This window comes from Burkholderia sp. AU38729, from assembly GCF_020419725.1.
Classification (GTDB): domain Bacteria; phylum Pseudomonadota; class Gammaproteobacteria; order Burkholderiales; family Burkholderiaceae; genus Burkholderia.
On sequence record NZ_JAIZQO010000001.1, the window covers coordinates 794,554 to 810,176 of the forward strand.

Genomic DNA, 15,623 nt, shown 5'->3' on the forward strand with positions numbered 1-15,623 from the left:
ATCGATCGAGACTCGCGTCAGCGACGACGCTCCTCAGTGATCAGGGCGACCGCAATATCTCGTTTCCGGAAGCGACGGAAGTGATCGGAGACCTCGGGGTCGCGGTGCCGGGTCTCGCGTTAGCGACTAAAGAAAACGAATCAGAACGATTCAGGAAGTTTAGGGACGCAGCGTGCGGCGGTCGTTATGCTGGATGCACATGACCAAACACCAGAGGACTTGAATGGAAAGCTTTCGAGAAAGAGCCTGGATGCACGCGCGCAAGTGCTTGAAGCTGTGTCTGGCTGGGTTCGCGACGGCATGGGTAGCTGCTGCCTTTGCTGCCGCACCGTTTGCCGGCAAACAGGCGCCGGGCTTCTACAGAACGATGGTGGGGACGTTCGAAGTTACAGCGCTGTCGGACGGAACCCATCCGTTCCCGATCGACAAGGTGGTCGAAGGTGTGTCGAATGCAGACATCGAGAACGATCTGCAGCGCGCATTCCTTGCGCCGCCCGTGCAAGGATCGATCAATGCGTTTCTGGTGAATACCGGAGAGAAACTGATCTTGATCGATGCTGGCGCTGGCTCGCTGTATGGTGATTGCTGCGGACGATTGGTCGACAACCTTCGTGCAGCCGGCTATCGACCAGAACAGGTCGACGAGGTTTTGCTTACCCACATGCACGAAGACCACATCGGCGGTATCGCTTCGAAAGGTGTGGCCGTGTTTCCGAATGCAGTTGTCAGGGTAAGCCGCAAGGAGGCCGACTACTGGCTCAATCCGGCCAACAAGACTCAAGCGTCGCCGCTTCTCGCGCCGTTCTTTGACGCAGCAACAGCGGCAATAGAACCTTACCGTGCTGTTGGGCGGTTCAAGACGTACGATCGCGACGGCGTACTCGAACCGGGCATTCGTGCGATTTCACTTCCTGGCCACACACCTGGCCAGATGGCCTATCTGGTCGAAAGCGGCTCCGCGCGCCTGCTGGTCTGGGGGGATGTCGTGCATGTCGCTGCAATTCAGCTTCGGCAACTGCAAGCTACCGTCAAGTACGACAGCGATCCATCGGAAGCGCACGAATCTCGACAGGAAATTCTGCGTGAAGTTGCGGACCGACGTTACCTCGTCGGTGCGGCCCATGTTTCGTTTCCGGGACTCGGGCACGTGCGGAAGGATGGTGACACCTTTGACTGGGTGCCTGTCAACTACGACGCTTCGCCGATGCCCAGGACCAGTGTAACGCCTGGCCCTTGATGCCGCGCAGGCAGCGGCAATTTTCCAAGACTTTTTGAAGGATCGATCGTGGAAACGTTGGAAAACATTGCAGTCACTCACCATACGCTGGTCGCAAACGGCATCAGGCAACATTACCTCGACGCTGGCAGCGGGCCGGTTGTCGTGTTGCTTCATGGCTTTCCGGAGACCAGCTACGCATGGCGCCACCAGATTCCGGTGCTCGCCCGAACGTATCGCGTGATTGCGCCGGATTTGCGCGGCTACGGCGAAACCGACAAGCCGGCGTCCGGATACGACAAGCGCAACATGGCGCTGGACATCATCCGCCTGCTGGACGCGCTGGGGATCGAGAAAGTCGTGCTGGTCGGGCACGATCGCGGCGCGCGGGTTGCTACGCGGCTCGCGAAGGATCATCCGGAACGTGTCGACCGGCTGGTGGTCATGGACAATGTGCCGACGCGTATCGTTGCAGAAAACATGAGTCCGAAAACGGCGCGCGCATACTGGTTCTTCCTGTTCCATCTGGTAGTGGACTTGCCCGAGACGCTGATCGCCGGCAATGAGGAGGCCTGGTTGCGCCATTTCTTCTCCGACTGGTGTTACAACCCGCACACGATCGAGGGAACGGATTTCGAGACGTACGTGAAAGCGTACAAGCGACCAGGCGCCGTACGGGGCGCGATGTCGGACTACCGAGCGAACGCGCAGGACGTCGAGCAAGATCAGGCGGACGCCGACATCCGGATCGCCTGCCCGACGATGGCAATATGGGGCGAGGACTTTTACGCGGTCGGTGGAATGTTCGATATGAAGGCGGTGTGGGAGGGGATGGCGACCAATCTGCGCGCCGAGCCGATCTCACGTTGCGGTCATCTGCCGCAGGAAGAGCAGCCCGAGCGCGTCAATGCGTTGCTGCTCGATTTTCTGAGCGGTTGGACCGAGCGTTGATTACCCGCTTGCTTATCGCGTCAGCGGCCGCCCCGACGTCGCCAGGCGCCGGGCGGTTTGCCAACGACCCGGGTGAAGGTGCGGTTTAAATGGCTTTGGTCGGCGAACCCGCAACAAGTGGCAATTTCGGTTAACGTCATCTCCGATGACTCGACGAGCTTGCGGGCCTTCTGAATGCGTTGATCCAGTAACCACTGATGCGGCGTGCGACCGGTGGTCTTGGCGAATGCGCGAATAAAATAGCCGCGTGACAGATTGCATTCGCGAGCGACGTCCGCGATTGCCATGCCTTCATTCAGGTTCGCGATCAGCAGTTCTTTTGCCAGTGCTTCCTGCGCGCGCGACAGCATGCCACCCATACGGCTTGCGGGAAGCAAAGGCGTTCCGTATTGCTTCGAAAGATGGATGCCGATGGCAAGCCCCATCTGTTCGACGAAGAGCGCGTTCAGCGCGCCCGCGGTATCGAAACACCCGGCGACCGCGCGGGCAAGGTGGCCCAGTACCGGGTCACGCTGATCGATCGAACATGTCAGTCCGGCGAACCGGCCCGCGTCGCGTTCGGCATCGAGACGATCAAAAAATAATCCAGGCAGCTCGATGAGCACGAAATCGAAATTGCCGTGAAGATCGGCGCGATAGTCGTCGGACATATCGCGGATATAGATCGAGTCGTCGCTGAATTGTCGTGCAATCTTGCGTTGCCCACGGAAAATGTCGCGCCGATGACCACTGTTCATCGATACGCCAATCAAGTACCCACGATCCGAGGCGGGCATGGCAACCCGATGGACGGTACCGTTGTCCATGCATTTTCGGTAGAACGTCACATCGGTGCCGCGCATTTCCAGATTTGTGCGCAGCTGGCTTGACGTGCACCCAAGCGTATCCTTCTTCATCGGGCCGGCGGCGGGCTGGGCAGTAAGCAGCATGCGGCGTACCTCGGATCAAAATAAGGAAGGTTGGCGAAGAGTGAAGATTACACTGTTGCGCCGCACAAAAAAACCTCGAATCAATGAAAGCCACGGTGCGCACGATCGGTGCTTGCAACCTACGATGAACGTATCGGTGCGCTGTGACGTAACTCTCCTTCAATTCACGTACCAAAAGTACAAGAACAGCCTCCTCTTTTGAGATAAAGTCGGGACCGCATCGATCGTTGCGGTGCAGGGTAAGTGAACGTTGAAAGCAATTTCGAAGGTTCGGCCCGAAAGCGCCGCGATTCGAAGCGCGCAGACAATCAGCTTGCGTTTGCCGACATGCGCTCACAATGGCGCCAGAACATCCCAAAAATTGTGACCGGACAAGATACACATAACCGACGGGACGTGTCGTTTGAAGTGTCGTGCCGCTAGCGGCACTGGGTGGGAGGGACGAGTCGGGGAAGCGATTCGTCGTATGTGACTATGTGTTGAATAGTGAAACGAAGCATGGAGAATCACGTCGCTGAAGGGATCGTCTGGGACGAGAGACGATACGCGCAAGCCACGCAGAACTTCATTCGGGCATCAGACAAGTTTGTCGAATTTCAGATTGTCGATCTCGCGTCGGACACAGCCTGGCTTGCATTGCAGACGGAATGGTCAAATGAGGTGTCGTGCAGCCACCTTGAACGCGAATTCAATGTCCGAGCCAAGCTGTCACAGGACTGGGCCGTCGTACCGCATGCGCTGGTCCGGACCGCGGACGGACCGGCATTGATTTACGAGATGAGCGCTGGCACGTCGCTATCGGCGCTGTGCGGAAAATTGTCCGTTGCTCAGTTTCTCTCGATCGCGATTGGAATGGCGCGGTGCGTCGCGAAGACGCATGAGCAGCGTCTTGTACATGGCGATATTCAGCCTGCGAATTTCGTACGTGACTCGAATGGCATCGTCCGTATTCGCTCGTTCATGCATGCTTGCGACCTGACTGGCGAGCTACGTTTCAGACGGCAGCCCAGCGAGGCTGCGGCGCCGTACGCCGCGCCTGAGCGAACCATGTGGGAAGATGCGTTCGACGACGAACGAAGTGATCTATATTCGCTTGGCGTCACGCTATTCGAGCTATTGACCGGCACGTATCCGTTCAAGGTGTCCTCGCTGGCCGAATGGTTGCATGCACATGTCGCAATCGAGCCTGCGAAACCGGGCAAGCACCGGGCAGACGTGCCGCCGATACTCGACGAGGTCATCCTCAAGCTGTTGTCGAAAGATCCGAATACCCGCTATCAGACCGCCAAATCGCTTCATCACGATCTCGCGTACATTGTGGCAGCGTGGACGGCGTCCGGTGCGGTAGCACCGTTCGATCTCGCACGTGCCGACCGCTTCTTGCAGGAGGCTGGGTCCGGTGCATTCGTCGGGCGCGAAGGCGAACTGCGCCAGCTCGTCGATGCCTATGACGATGTTGCGCTGACGGGGCGCTCGTCAATGGTACTGATCGAGGGCGGGGCCGGGCTGGGAAAAACGATGCTCATCAACCGGCTCAAGGTGCGGTTGAATCTGTCGTCGCAGTTCTGCGGCATCGGAAAGGTCGATCAATATCAGTCTTCGCAACCGTATGCGCCGATCGTCGGCGCGTTGCGCTCGCTATTACCTCATGTCGCCCCGCGGGAAGACGACGCACGCGTACATCTGACGCAGGGAATCCGTGAGCGTCTGCACGAACACGCTGGCTTGCTAGCTCAATTGGCCCCCGAGTTCGCGCAGACGATGGGCATACAGGAAGTCGAAGCGGATGGGACCGGCACGATGCCGGTATCGCGCGTTCACCAGATACTGGCCGGCGCATTTTCCGCCTTCGCGTCACCAGGTTCGCCGCTGTTGCTTGCGATCGACGACGTCCAATGGGCCGATGACGCGACGCTCGACTTCGTCGAGGCGTTAATTGCCGATGCGCCGGCGAACCTGTGCGTTGTCGTCACCTGTCGGCCTCCCGAGTACGATCAGACAGCCCGTTTTCGAGCGTTCGTCGAACGCCTGCGCGGCGTCTGCACGACTGCGATCGATCTCACGCCGCTGCAAGTATCCGACGTCGCTCGAATGATCGGATCTTTTCTGAACGAACCGCTCGATCGTGTGCGCGATCTAGGTGAACTGATCCATACGAAGGCGGAAGGCAATCCGCTCCATGTGCGGCAACTGTTGCGTGCGCTCTTCGATGCCCGACTAGTTCGCTTCGATGGGGACAGTCATGAGTGGTCCTGGGACGGAGAGGCAATCAAACGACACCACGACGCGGAAAACGTCGTCGAATTGTTGGAGCATCGACTGGGGGGATTGTCGCCGGCCGAGCGGGATATGCTCAGTTGGCTTGCGTGTATCGGGACGGAGTGTGATTCCGGCCGCATCGCCTGCATACTGGGAACGTCGCGGGGCGACGTACTGTATCGGCTGGAGCAAGCGCGGCGGACGGGTTTCGTCTGGCGGCAGGGCGAGCAATGGGGATTCGCCCACGACAGGATTCGCGAGGCGGCTTACGGGCTGATCGATCCGGCTACCCGCGCGGCGCGGCACGAGCAAATTGCTGCCTCAATGATTTCGCTGTCGTCTGCAGGTAATCCGGACAATGTGCTCGATATCGCAGCGCAGATCGAGCGCGCGATTCGCATCCCGGTCGAGCGTGCACGGGCAGTTTCGTTTGCAAGCACGCTGATTCTCGCGGCGGAGCGCACCGCGGCAGCCGCCGCGCGCGACAGGACGCTTGCATTTCTCGCAGCGGCCGAAACCTTGCTCGGCAAGAGCGCCTGGAGTGATACGTACGATCTCGCGAAGGCTCTGACCGTGCTGCGTTGTCGCACATTGCTTGCCACTGGTCACCTAGAGAGCGCCGCACGGGAAATCGATGCATTGCTGCCCCGCATGCGTTCGGCGATCGATGCCGCGGAAGCTTATCGGCTCAAGGCAGCACTGCTGACCGTCAATTCGGATTATGCGGGGGCCGTCGATGTCGCGCTCGAAGGCTTGAGGTTGTTCGACATCGATTTTCCCGCCCAACCGTCGATCGACGATCTGACAGACGCGTATCGTGAAATTGAGGCCGAACTCGCCGGGCGTTCGATCGCGCAGCTCGTCGCGCTCGAGAAGATGAATGACGCTCGCATCGAGGCGGCGATGGGTTTGCTGACCGCCCTTGAGGCGGCGATGTTCTATCCGAGTGCGGGGCTGACATTGCTGCAGTTGGCGACCATGGTACGGCTGACATTGCAATACGGCGTCACGGGTGCCTCCGTGCAAGGCCTCGCGTGGTACGGCGTCTATATTGCGGATGCCTACGATGCGTACGAAGAGGGGTTCGCATTCGCGAAAGTCGCGCTTGCGCTCGTCGACAAGCATGGCTTCGAGCGCTATCGAACGGCAACCCTGGTCGCGCTCGACCAGGTCAGCGTGTGGACCCAACCGCTCGCGTCTGCGCTCGGTTATGCACGTCAGGCAAGGGCGGCCGGAAACGAAAGTGCGGAATTGCGGTGGCAGTGCTATAGCTGTAACCACATCGTGTCGGACTTGATCGCGATGGGCGAGACGTTGCCCCGAATCCGTGACGAAATCGAATCGCTGTTGACGATCGCGCGCGGTGCCGGCTACCACGATATAGTCGACTTGGTGACGACTCAGGCCGAGTTCATCGAATCGCTCCAGACAGACAGCGGGCGGACGATCGGGACATGGCAATCCCGGGGCAGGGAAAGCGGGCACACCGAATGCTGTGAGAACCCCCCCATGGCTGTGTTGTCGTTTTGGACGCTCGTTCTGCGCGGACAATCCGCGTTCTTGCTTGGCGATCTGGTTACTGCCGAGTCCGCGTTCGAAGCGGCTGTGCCGCTGAGCTGGTCCACACCAGCGCATATCATGCTGTCAGATTTTCGTTTGTTCGCGACTTTGACCGCGATCCATGCGAATCGGGGGCGGCTGGAGCCGGAGCAACTGCTCGCGAAAGTCAGTATTCATCGAGAACAGATGGTGACTTGGTCGGCTCTGAACCCGGGTACGTTCCGGAACAAGCTGATGTTGATCGAGGCAGAGTTCGAGCGTGTGCGAGGCAACGATCTGCGCGCGATGCAGCTGTACGAGGCGTCGGCCAACATGGCAGCTGCACAAGGCTTTGTGCACGAACAGGCGCTTGCCCACGAATTGGCGAGTCGTCACGCGACCGAATCGTCCCTTTCTGGCGTTGCACGCCATCATTTGCGCATCGCCCACGCGTGCTATCGGCGGTGGGGCGCGCTTGGCAAGGCGGCGCGGATCGAGGCACAGCATTCGTTTGTCGCGACCGACGCTTTACCGGCAGCGACGCCGCTGGAGATCCAAGGCAGCACGGACCTCGATTTCATGGTCGCGATGCGTACCGCGCAGTCGCTATCCGAAGAGCTCGACCTGGAGCGCCTCGTCCAGTCGCTCATGATTAACATGGTCGTACATGCCGGCGCACAGTACGGCGTACTGATCCTGGTGCGCAACGGCGTGCCGAGGATCGAGGCATCGGCCCGTGTCCATGGCGACGACGTGGTCGTCGATTTCACGCGGACACGGCCAGTCGACAAGGACATACCGACATCGATGCTGAATCGCGTCATGCGATCGCGCAAGCCGCTCGTGTTTGACGACGCGTCGACGCAGGGTATGCCCGAGCATGCGGCGAGCCTCGCCGTTCGCCCGACCCGATCCGCCTTCTGCTTGCCGTTGCTCAAGCAGGGAGACCTGATCGGCGTGCTTTATCTTGAGAACGCGTTGGTGCACGGCGTATTCACGCCTAAGCGTACCGCGATGCTCGAGGTGCTCGCGCCTCAGGCCGCGAATTCCCTTGAAACCGCACGGCTCTATACCGAACTCATCGAGGAGAATGCGCGCCGCCAGGAAATGGAAGAGGCGTTGCGACGCGCCCGGACGGAGTTGGCTCATGCGGCCCACGTCACGGTGATGGGGGAGCTCGCCGCATCAATCGCTCATGAGATCAACCAGCCGCTCACCAGCATCGTGTCGAGTGCCGGTGCGAGCCTGCGCTGGCTGGGCGGTGCGCAGCCGAACATTGCCGAGGCGCTGTCCAACCTCGAAGATATCCGTTCGTCGGGCGTTCGCGCGGCGGAGATCGTGCGAGCGCTGAGGTCGCTGGCGAAGCAGACACCCGTCGCGCTCGCGCCGGTCGTAATCGATGACCTCGTCGAAGAGATGCTGAAGCTGACGGCGATGGAGATCGACTCGAAGCGTGTCCGGCTGCGGGTCCGGCTGGAAAGCGGCAGCGCCGAGGTCCTGGCCGACCGGATCCAGATCCAGCAAGTCGTTCTGAATCTGATTACCAATGCGCTGGACGCGATGGACGGTGTCGAACACCCACGCCTGCTCGATGTGGCGTCGACGATCGAGGCTGGCTATGTTGTTGTCAGCTTGCTCGATAGCGGCCCAGGGATCGACGAGTCGCTGATGGAGCGCATCTTCGACCCCTTCTTTACGACCAAGTCTCACGGAATGGGCATGGGGCTCGCCATCTGCAAATCGATCATGGAGGTGCACCGCGGAATGTTGACCGCCACGCCCGGACCGTCCGGAGGAGCGGCATTCGTGTTCCGGCTGCCGCTTGCCGACATCGCGCACTGAACAGACTGTCGTGGCAGCAGCTCGTTATTATTTCCGGATGTCGTGCGGTTCGACGCCGAGCGCCTGCGCCATGCGGACGAGATCGGGCAGCGTGCGTGCGCCCATCTTGCGCATCACCTGACCGCGATGGACCTTCACGGTGATTTCGTGCAGGTTCAGGTGCCCCGCGATCTGCTTGTTCATCAGGCCGGTGATGACGTATCCCATGACTTCGCGTTCGCGCGGCGTCAGAGAAGCGTATGCGGCGCGTAGGCCGGTCAGTGAGCGCGCTGCATCGAGCCTCGCGGCATCGACCGCGAGGGCGTGCGTGACGGCGTCGACAAGATCTTGCTCGCGAAACGGTTTGGTCAGGAAGTCGACTGCACCGCTTTTCATTGCCTTGACCGACATCGGGACATCGCCGAAACCTGTCATGAACAGGATTGGAATGTTCAACCCGTTTCGCGTGGCGTCTTCCTGAAAGGTGAGACCACTTTCTCCGCGGAGGCGCACATCGAGTAGCAGGCAGCTCGGAGCGTCCGGTCGATCGAAGGCGAGAAAGTCACGCGACGACGCAAACGTTTCGACGTGCAGTCCGACCGAGCGCAGCAGAGAGTCGAGCGAGCGACGCAAAGTTTCGTCGTCGTCGACGATATAAACGACAGGCGGATGGTTTGGCACGTGCGGCGATATCGTGCTTGTTTCGCTTGTCATTCTGGATTCCTTCGGGGTGATTAAACCGGCGTGCATCATGTCGCCACGGCTCCCGACATTCTATGCAGTTGAAATATCACAGCGATTCGACGCGGAATCAGCAGGACCCGGCGGGGCCCGAGGACGTCGCTTGGTCGACCAGATTCAATAGATCGTCATCCGAAAAGGGCTTGCGCAGAAAATCTAACGCACCTTGATCCAGTGCACGCTTGACGACATCTTCGTCGCGTTGGGCGGACATGATGATGACCGGCGTACGCGCCCCTTTTTCTTTGAGCGCGCGCTGGACTTCCAGGCCGTTCATTCCTTTCATCTTGAAGTCGAGAAGAATGCAGGCGGCGTGAAATCGTTGGTCGGAAAGCAGAAAGTCCTCGCCCGACGCAAACGACAAGGCTGTATGTCCAGCCGCCTTGAGAAGGCTTTCGAGACTTTTCCGTACCGACGCGTCATCATCGATAATGCAAACGAAGGCCATGAGCGCGAACTTTACGAGGCAGGCTGTAATAATAAAGACAGATTCGGCTCGCCGCGATTAGTCGTTCGTATAATTGCACCGAACGGACAAACCGGGCTAGCCCTGAATCGACCGGGTTCGCGACTTGCGGCAACGTCAATTTGTGGCCTGCGACGCCGATGCGGAGGCAGGGGCGTAGGTTGCGGGTTCGCGATACGGGCGATGATGTTCGAGTTCGCCGCGTTCGCCCGCTTCCATCCGTCTTTTCAGAGCGTAGGCCCGTGTCGGCCCCGGCAGCCGGTAGCGCTGCGATTTGGCGGTCGGGCTGGTCAGGATCAGCGACTTCTCCACCAGCCCGACGATACCACTCAGCATTCGCGATGAGCCAAAGCGCTCACAACTGGCGACTGCGTGGGCGGTTGCCAGTTCGAATGGGCCATCGATGACCGACAAGCGTCCCAGTAGCGTGCGTTCGTCATCGTCCAGCAACCGATAACTCCAGTCAAGCGCCGCTCCCATCGTCTTATGTCGCGGCGGGGCGGCGCGCAACAGGTTGGGCAACTCCAGGAGTCGTGTATCGAGTTCGGCGCTCAATGTCGGAATCCCGAGCGAAGCGACACATGAAGCTGCCAGTTCCAGCGCGAGCGGTATGCCGTCGAGCGCGCGGCACATCGATGCGACGAGTTGCAGCGTACACGGATCGAGCGAAATGTCCGAACCAGTCGCAGTCGCGCGCTTCAGGAACATCTGGACCGAACTACAGGCTAGTACGTCCTCGCCGGAGGCGCCCGCGGCCGGTGAATCCAGCGGAGGAATCCGGTACACCCGTTCGCGTGCGATCCGCAGCGGCTCGCGGCTTGTCACAAGAATACGGGTGTCAGGGAGATGAGCATGAAGGGTAGTGCAGAGTTCCGCGACTTCGTCGGCGACGTGCTCGCAGCCGTCGAAGAACAGCAAAGTCGGCCGCGCGTCGAGCGTCGCAAGCAAGTGGTCGAGATCGGTCGGCGTCACCTTCAAGGCGCGTCCGGTGGCATGCAACACCGATTCGTACGGGTGACCGTCGGACAGGTCGACCAAGCAAGCGGCCATGCCTGAGCCGGCCGAGAACTGCCGGGCGCATTCGTGGGCGATGGTAGTTTTTCCAATCCCGCCTGGGCCGCAGAGCGTCACGATGTTCTCGGACGTGATGGAATCGAGCACGCCGGCGATCACGGAATCACGACCGACGAGGACGGACGGCACGACCGCGATGCGGCTTGGCCTATCGATCGAACCGCCGCCAGACGGTGCTTCTACCGGGCGGGCGAGCCGGTAGCCGCGTCCGGCACACGTCTTGATGATGCCATGCTTACCACCCCCAAAAATCTTGCGTAGCGCCGAGATATGAACCTGGATATTGTTCTCAACGACGAAGGTATTCGGCCAGACCGTGTCCATGATCTCGTCCTTCGTGACGAGTCGTCCGTCCGCCTTGATCAGCAACTCGAGGATGTCGAATGCCCGCATGCTGATATGGTGTACGTCGCCGTTCACGAAAATTTCGCGGCTTTCGAGGGATACCGCTACCCGGTCGAATGTATGCATGTTTTGCTCATTCAATGAAATAGCGCAGGCGCGCCGTCTGTTGAGCACTCGCCCGGACGCGTGGCAGGCGGTCCGAGAACTTGTCGCCATCGTATTTCGGGAGCCGGTATGTCGCTATTATCCATGTGTCTAAGTTGGCTACACCTGCCGAACATCGACCAGCCAATGTCGCACTGTCACCCGATGACCGATCGACCGGTCATGATTGCGGCAACCACGCGTCCACGCGCATCGTCCGATCGAAAATGCACGACGAGCTGGATCAGGAACTGCACGGCCATAGAACCGAAGCCGACAGGCAGCGAAATGTCGAGGAGAGATCAAGGCGTTGGCACGAAAGCCGCCACCCGGCTCACGCTCGCGCCGAGCGCTGTCGCTATCGTCAGCTTGCGGTTTTGGAGCGGATCGCCGAGCGATTCTCTGACGAACAGGTGAAACGCACGGCCGATCTGTGTGAGCGACACGGCGAGGCTTGCCGTGTCACCCGACATGTGAAGACATGGCGCTATCGTTCCGGTCGCCGTTGAGCTTAGTACAGGTGGCAACGACCGCGCCCCGACAGAGCGCGAGCGTGCAGGGAGTCATCGGTGAGTTTGGCGCATGACCTCGGGCCGCAACCGAAGTCGAACCTACCGACATAAGGGTTCGCTGAACGTAGAGCATCGTACGCACCACTGCCAGTGGAGCCGTGATCGGATGGCCGCGGTGCGCGGGTCGGTAACGTGTGCGTTCCGGTCTGCGCATCGCGCGTCATGCATGCCGACTGGATTATGGGTTGTCCGCTCCAGTTGGAGCGGCGTCAGCGCGCAACCCGGCAATGTCGCCACGCAAAAGCGGGGCCCGAGGCTGCTGCAGCCGCGCGCGCCGGCTCCAGCGGCCCCTTGCGCGGTATCGCACGATTAGGCTTGCAGGAACGCCAGCAGTTCGGCGTTGATCTGGTCCGCGTTGACGACGCACATCCCGTGCGACGCTCCGGCGATGACCTTGAGCCGGGCGTCCTTGACGATCCTGGCCGATAGCTCGGCCGAGTCACCGATCGGCACGATCTGGTCGTCATCGCCATGCAAGATCAGCGACGGCACGTCGATCTTCTTGAGGTCTTCGGTGTAGTCGATCTCCGAGAATTCCTTGACACACAGATACTGACCGTATGCGCCGCCCATCATGCCCTGGCTCCAGAATGCGTCGATCGTCCCTTGCGAGACTTTCGCATTCGGCCGGTTGAAGCCGAAGAACGGCACTGCGAGTTCCTTGTAAAACTGTGAGCGGTTCTCGGCGACGTTCTTGCGGATGCCGTCGAACACCTCCATCGACAAGCCACCGGGGTTGCTCGCCGACTTCACCATTTGCGGAGGCACCGCGCCGATGAGGACGGTCTTGGCGACCCGCTCCGTACCGTGGCGACCGATGTAGCGCGCGATCTCGCCGCCGCCCGTGGAGTGGCCGACGAGCGTCGCTTCGCGCAAATCGAGGGCGTTTATCAGCGCAGCGAGGTCATCGGCATAGGTGTTCATGTCGTTGCCTTGGGACGGCTGGCTCGACCGTCCATGACCGCGCCGATCATGCGCAATGACCCGAAAGCCGCGCTGGACGAGGAACAGCATCTGCGCGTCCCACGCATCCGCGGAAAGCGGCCAGCCATGGGAGAAAACAACCGGACGGCCGGTGCCCCAGTCCTTGTAGTAAATCAGGGTGCCGTCTTTCGTGGTGATCGTGTTCATTGCGTTGACTCCGTGATGGGCCGAGGTGGCAGAAGAATGTTTCGTCGGACTGACGGCCGACGCGGCGGCGGGCAGGGCTGCCGCCGCCAGGGCTGTGGCGCCGGCGAGCATCATGTCGCGTCGCCGTGGCGAGGGCGGAACTTCAGTTTGCGGAATGCGCATCCAAGGGCTCCAGGTGCGTGCGGCGGATGATGCCGCGTTGAACGAGCGGGTAAGGCTGCCGGCGCGAGGCGGTGGCACCGGGTCGGCAGTGATGCGCCGTCGAAATCGGACCTCGTCCGAGTACTGACAAGCGCGGTAGGCAGCCTAGATCGTGTTGAGGCGGCAAGTACTGAAAGCTGTCTCAATCTTCATGAAAGCGCCACGGTCACGCCGTGCGAGCGCGCCGGCAAGAAAGTTTCAGAAACGATAAAGGACGCTTCAACGGAGTCTCGCTATCGTTGGTCCCGAATCGTCCCCCCTACCCGTATCGCTTCACGCCAGGAGGCGTCACGACTGACGCAGCGGTCAGACACGGGGACGCGTCACCCACGTCATTTGCGAGGATGCCTTGCCATGAATGAGATCAGTCGCTGGGAGCGGATGATTACGCAGTTCGCCCCGTTGTTCGGCACGGACAGTCATCTGCCGGTTTGTCAAAGTGTCGATGTCGCCGGACGATGCCGACGCGATGTCGCATCTATGCAATCGCTCGGCAACGTGCGAGCGCGGAGCTCAATCGTTTCCGTCGAGCGCCAGACCGAGTCGTCCGTTCTCGTATCTTGGAGTGATCCGACGTGCTGTCGCTACGACGAGCAACGCTGGATCAACGCGAAGTCCCGAATGCGAGCGCTCTGCGCGTTGAGTGGACGCGTCATTCGCCCGGGCGATCCTGTTTACAAGCCGCAGTGGCGTGGCGCAAGAAGACCGGCGAACGGTGCGGAGATGATTCTGACGACCGAACTAGAACGGCTGATCGTCGAACTGAGTCGCCATTGATATTTATTCAGGTCGCGGGCCAATCCGCCGACCGCCAACCTGTCGGGAAATAACTATGAGTCTGTTCACCACCCACGATGGCGTTTCGCTTTACTACAAGGACTGGGGTTCCGGTAAGCCGGTTGTTTTCATTCACGGCTGGCCGTTGAATGCTGATATGTGGGATGTTCAGATGCATCACCTCGCATCGCGGGGGTTTCGATGCATCGCATACGACCGGCGCGGGTTCGGTCGGTCCAGCCAGCCGTGGCAAGGTTACGACTACGATACGCTGGCTGACGATCTCGCCGCCTTGCTCGATCAGCTCGATCTGCGCGAGGTTACGCTCGTCGGCTTCTCGATGGGGAGCGGCGAGGTTGCGCGCTACATCGCTCGACACGGCACCGCCCGCGTGGCGAAGGCCGTGCTGATCGGAGCGGTCACGCCTTTGATTGCGCAGCGCGACGATTATCAGGAGGGCGTCGCGGTCGAAGTGTTCGATGGCATGCGCACGGCAATACTCGCCGACCGCGCCACCTTTCTCGAGAATTTCTGGCCGTTGTTCACCGGTTCCAACCGAGCCGGTTCGACAGTCTCACGCGCGGCGCTTGACGCAACGACGTACATGGCGCTGCAGGCAGGACTGAACGCAACGCTCGATTGTGTGCATGCGTTCTCGGAAACGGATTTCCGTGCAGATCTGGACAAGCTCGATGTACCGACGTTGATCGTGCACGGCGATGATGACCAGACCGCACCGATCGGGCTTACGGCAAGAGCGACAGCCAATCGCGTGCCTCACGCGACTCTACGCGAATACGAAGGTGGTCCACACGCACTGTACCTGACGCATGCCGAGCAACTGAATGAAGATCTGCTTGCTTTCGTGCGAGCGCACGAATAACCGCACTCGGTTGGGCCGCAAAAATAGCGCGATCTGTGTCGAATCCGAACGAACACTCCAGCCGCATGTAAGTGCACTTGACGACGGTGATCGCTCAGTGGAATTCGATTTCTGCGTCGCGTAGCAGGCTCTGCAAGGTTCATCATAGCCCTGAGGAAATCACATGAAATCTAGCCTTCTTTCCGTTTTTATTGCTGCAGTCGTTGCGGCTCCTTCGATAGCGTCCGCATCGGTTGCGTATGCACCTGCCGAGCCAGGATCTTCCGCCATTGCCCGGAAACATAAGGATCCTGCTGTTGTCGCCTCGCGCAAGAAAGCGAAAGCCGCCGATCGGGCTCTTGCAAAGCGCGTGCGGAAAAGTTTCGAGCAGGATCACGCGCTGGATTCGGCACGCATTGTCGTGTTTGCCAAAGGCGGCGCAGTGACGTTGACCGGTGAGACTGCGGACGACGCGCAGATCCAGCTTGCAGAAAAGCGCGCGAGTGCGGTACCGGGCGTGACATCGGTGAGCAACCGACTGACGCTTACCGAAGGCGGCAGCTGAGCGTTGTGCCAGACCTGATGGCGACGAGAA

Annotated in this window: 11 protein-coding genes; 6 read left to right on the forward strand and 5 right to left on the reverse strand. The window is 60.2% G+C overall.

Features of this window, described 5'->3' with window-relative positions; genetic code table 11:
* Window positions 1–223 precede the first annotated feature (223 nt).
* Both LGM56_RS03520 and LGM56_RS03525 read left to right on the forward strand, forming a co-directional pair.
* Window positions 224–1,237: an MBL fold metallo-hydrolase gene (locus tag LGM56_RS03520; protein ID WP_089496679.1), complete on the forward strand. Its 1,014-nt coding sequence runs from the start codon at window positions 224–226 to the stop codon at window positions 1,235–1,237.
* Between the two features lie 57 nt (window positions 1,238–1,294).
* A complete protein-coding gene (locus LGM56_RS03525) occupies window positions 1,295–2,167 on the forward strand; it encodes an alpha/beta fold hydrolase (RefSeq protein ID WP_264170797.1) in 873 nt (290 codons plus the stop codon).
* A 20-nt stretch (window positions 2,168–2,187) separates the two neighbouring features.
* Here the strand turns inward: LGM56_RS03525 and LGM56_RS03530 are convergent, their stop codons facing one another.
* Window positions 2,188–3,096 carry an AraC family transcriptional regulator gene (locus LGM56_RS03530; RefSeq protein WP_089496681.1) on the reverse strand — a complete coding sequence of 303 codons (909 nt, stop codon included), beginning with the start codon at window positions 3,094–3,096 and terminating at the stop codon, window positions 2,188–2,190.
* A gap of 498 nt (window positions 3,097–3,594) precedes the next feature.
* Here LGM56_RS03530 and LGM56_RS03535 point away from each other — a divergent pair, with 498 nt between their 5' ends.
* Window positions 3,595–8,736 carry an ATP-binding sensor histidine kinase gene (locus LGM56_RS03535; RefSeq protein WP_226202848.1) on the forward strand — a complete coding sequence of 1,714 codons (5,142 nt, stop codon included), beginning with the start codon at window positions 3,595–3,597 and terminating at the stop codon, window positions 8,734–8,736.
* A gap of 27 nt (window positions 8,737–8,763) precedes the next feature.
* Here LGM56_RS03535 and LGM56_RS03540 read toward each other — a convergent pair whose 3' ends face one another.
* The 4 genes from LGM56_RS03540 to LGM56_RS03555 all read right to left on the reverse strand — a co-directional run bounded on the left by LGM56_RS03540 (window position 8,764) and on the right by LGM56_RS03555 (window position 13,188).
* Complete coding sequence (locus LGM56_RS03540; protein WP_089496683.1) at window positions 8,764–9,429, reverse strand: response regulator transcription factor; 666 nt, start codon at window positions 9,427–9,429, stop codon at window positions 8,764–8,766.
* A 97-nt stretch (window positions 9,430–9,526) separates the two neighbouring features.
* Window positions 9,527–9,904, reverse strand: a complete 378-nt coding sequence (locus LGM56_RS03545; protein ID WP_089496684.1) for a response regulator transcription factor — start codon at window positions 9,902–9,904, stop codon at window positions 9,527–9,529.
* A 135-nt stretch (window positions 9,905–10,039) separates the two neighbouring features.
* Window positions 10,040–11,467: a winged helix-turn-helix domain-containing protein gene (locus LGM56_RS03550; RefSeq protein ID WP_226202850.1), complete on the reverse strand. Its 1,428-nt coding sequence runs from the start codon at window positions 11,465–11,467 to the stop codon at window positions 10,040–10,042.
* Between the two features lie 899 nt (window positions 11,468–12,366).
* A complete protein-coding gene (locus LGM56_RS03555) occupies window positions 12,367–13,188 on the reverse strand; it encodes an alpha/beta fold hydrolase (RefSeq protein WP_226203241.1) in 822 nt (273 codons plus the stop codon).
* Between the two features lie 555 nt (window positions 13,189–13,743).
* On the opposite strand from LGM56_RS03555, the gene LGM56_RS03560 reads away from it, so the two are divergent.
* The 3 genes from LGM56_RS03560 to LGM56_RS03570 all read left to right on the forward strand — a co-directional run bounded on the left by LGM56_RS03560 (window position 13,744) and on the right by LGM56_RS03570 (window position 15,593).
* Entirely contained in the window at window positions 13,744–14,166 is a 423-nt protein-coding gene (locus LGM56_RS03560; protein WP_082138633.1) for a DUF3331 domain-containing protein, read from the forward strand.
* Window positions 14,167–14,221: 55 nt separating this feature from the next.
* On the forward strand, window positions 14,222–15,049 hold the full coding sequence (locus LGM56_RS03565; protein ID WP_226202853.1) for an alpha/beta fold hydrolase: 828 nt from the start codon (window positions 14,222–14,224) through the stop codon (window positions 15,047–15,049).
* Window positions 15,050–15,212: 163 nt separating this feature from the next.
* Window positions 15,213–15,593, forward strand: a complete 381-nt coding sequence (locus LGM56_RS03570) for a BON domain-containing protein (RefSeq protein ID WP_226202855.1) — start codon at window positions 15,213–15,215, stop codon at window positions 15,591–15,593.
* The last annotated feature ends 30 nt before the right edge of the window (window positions 15,594–15,623 follow it).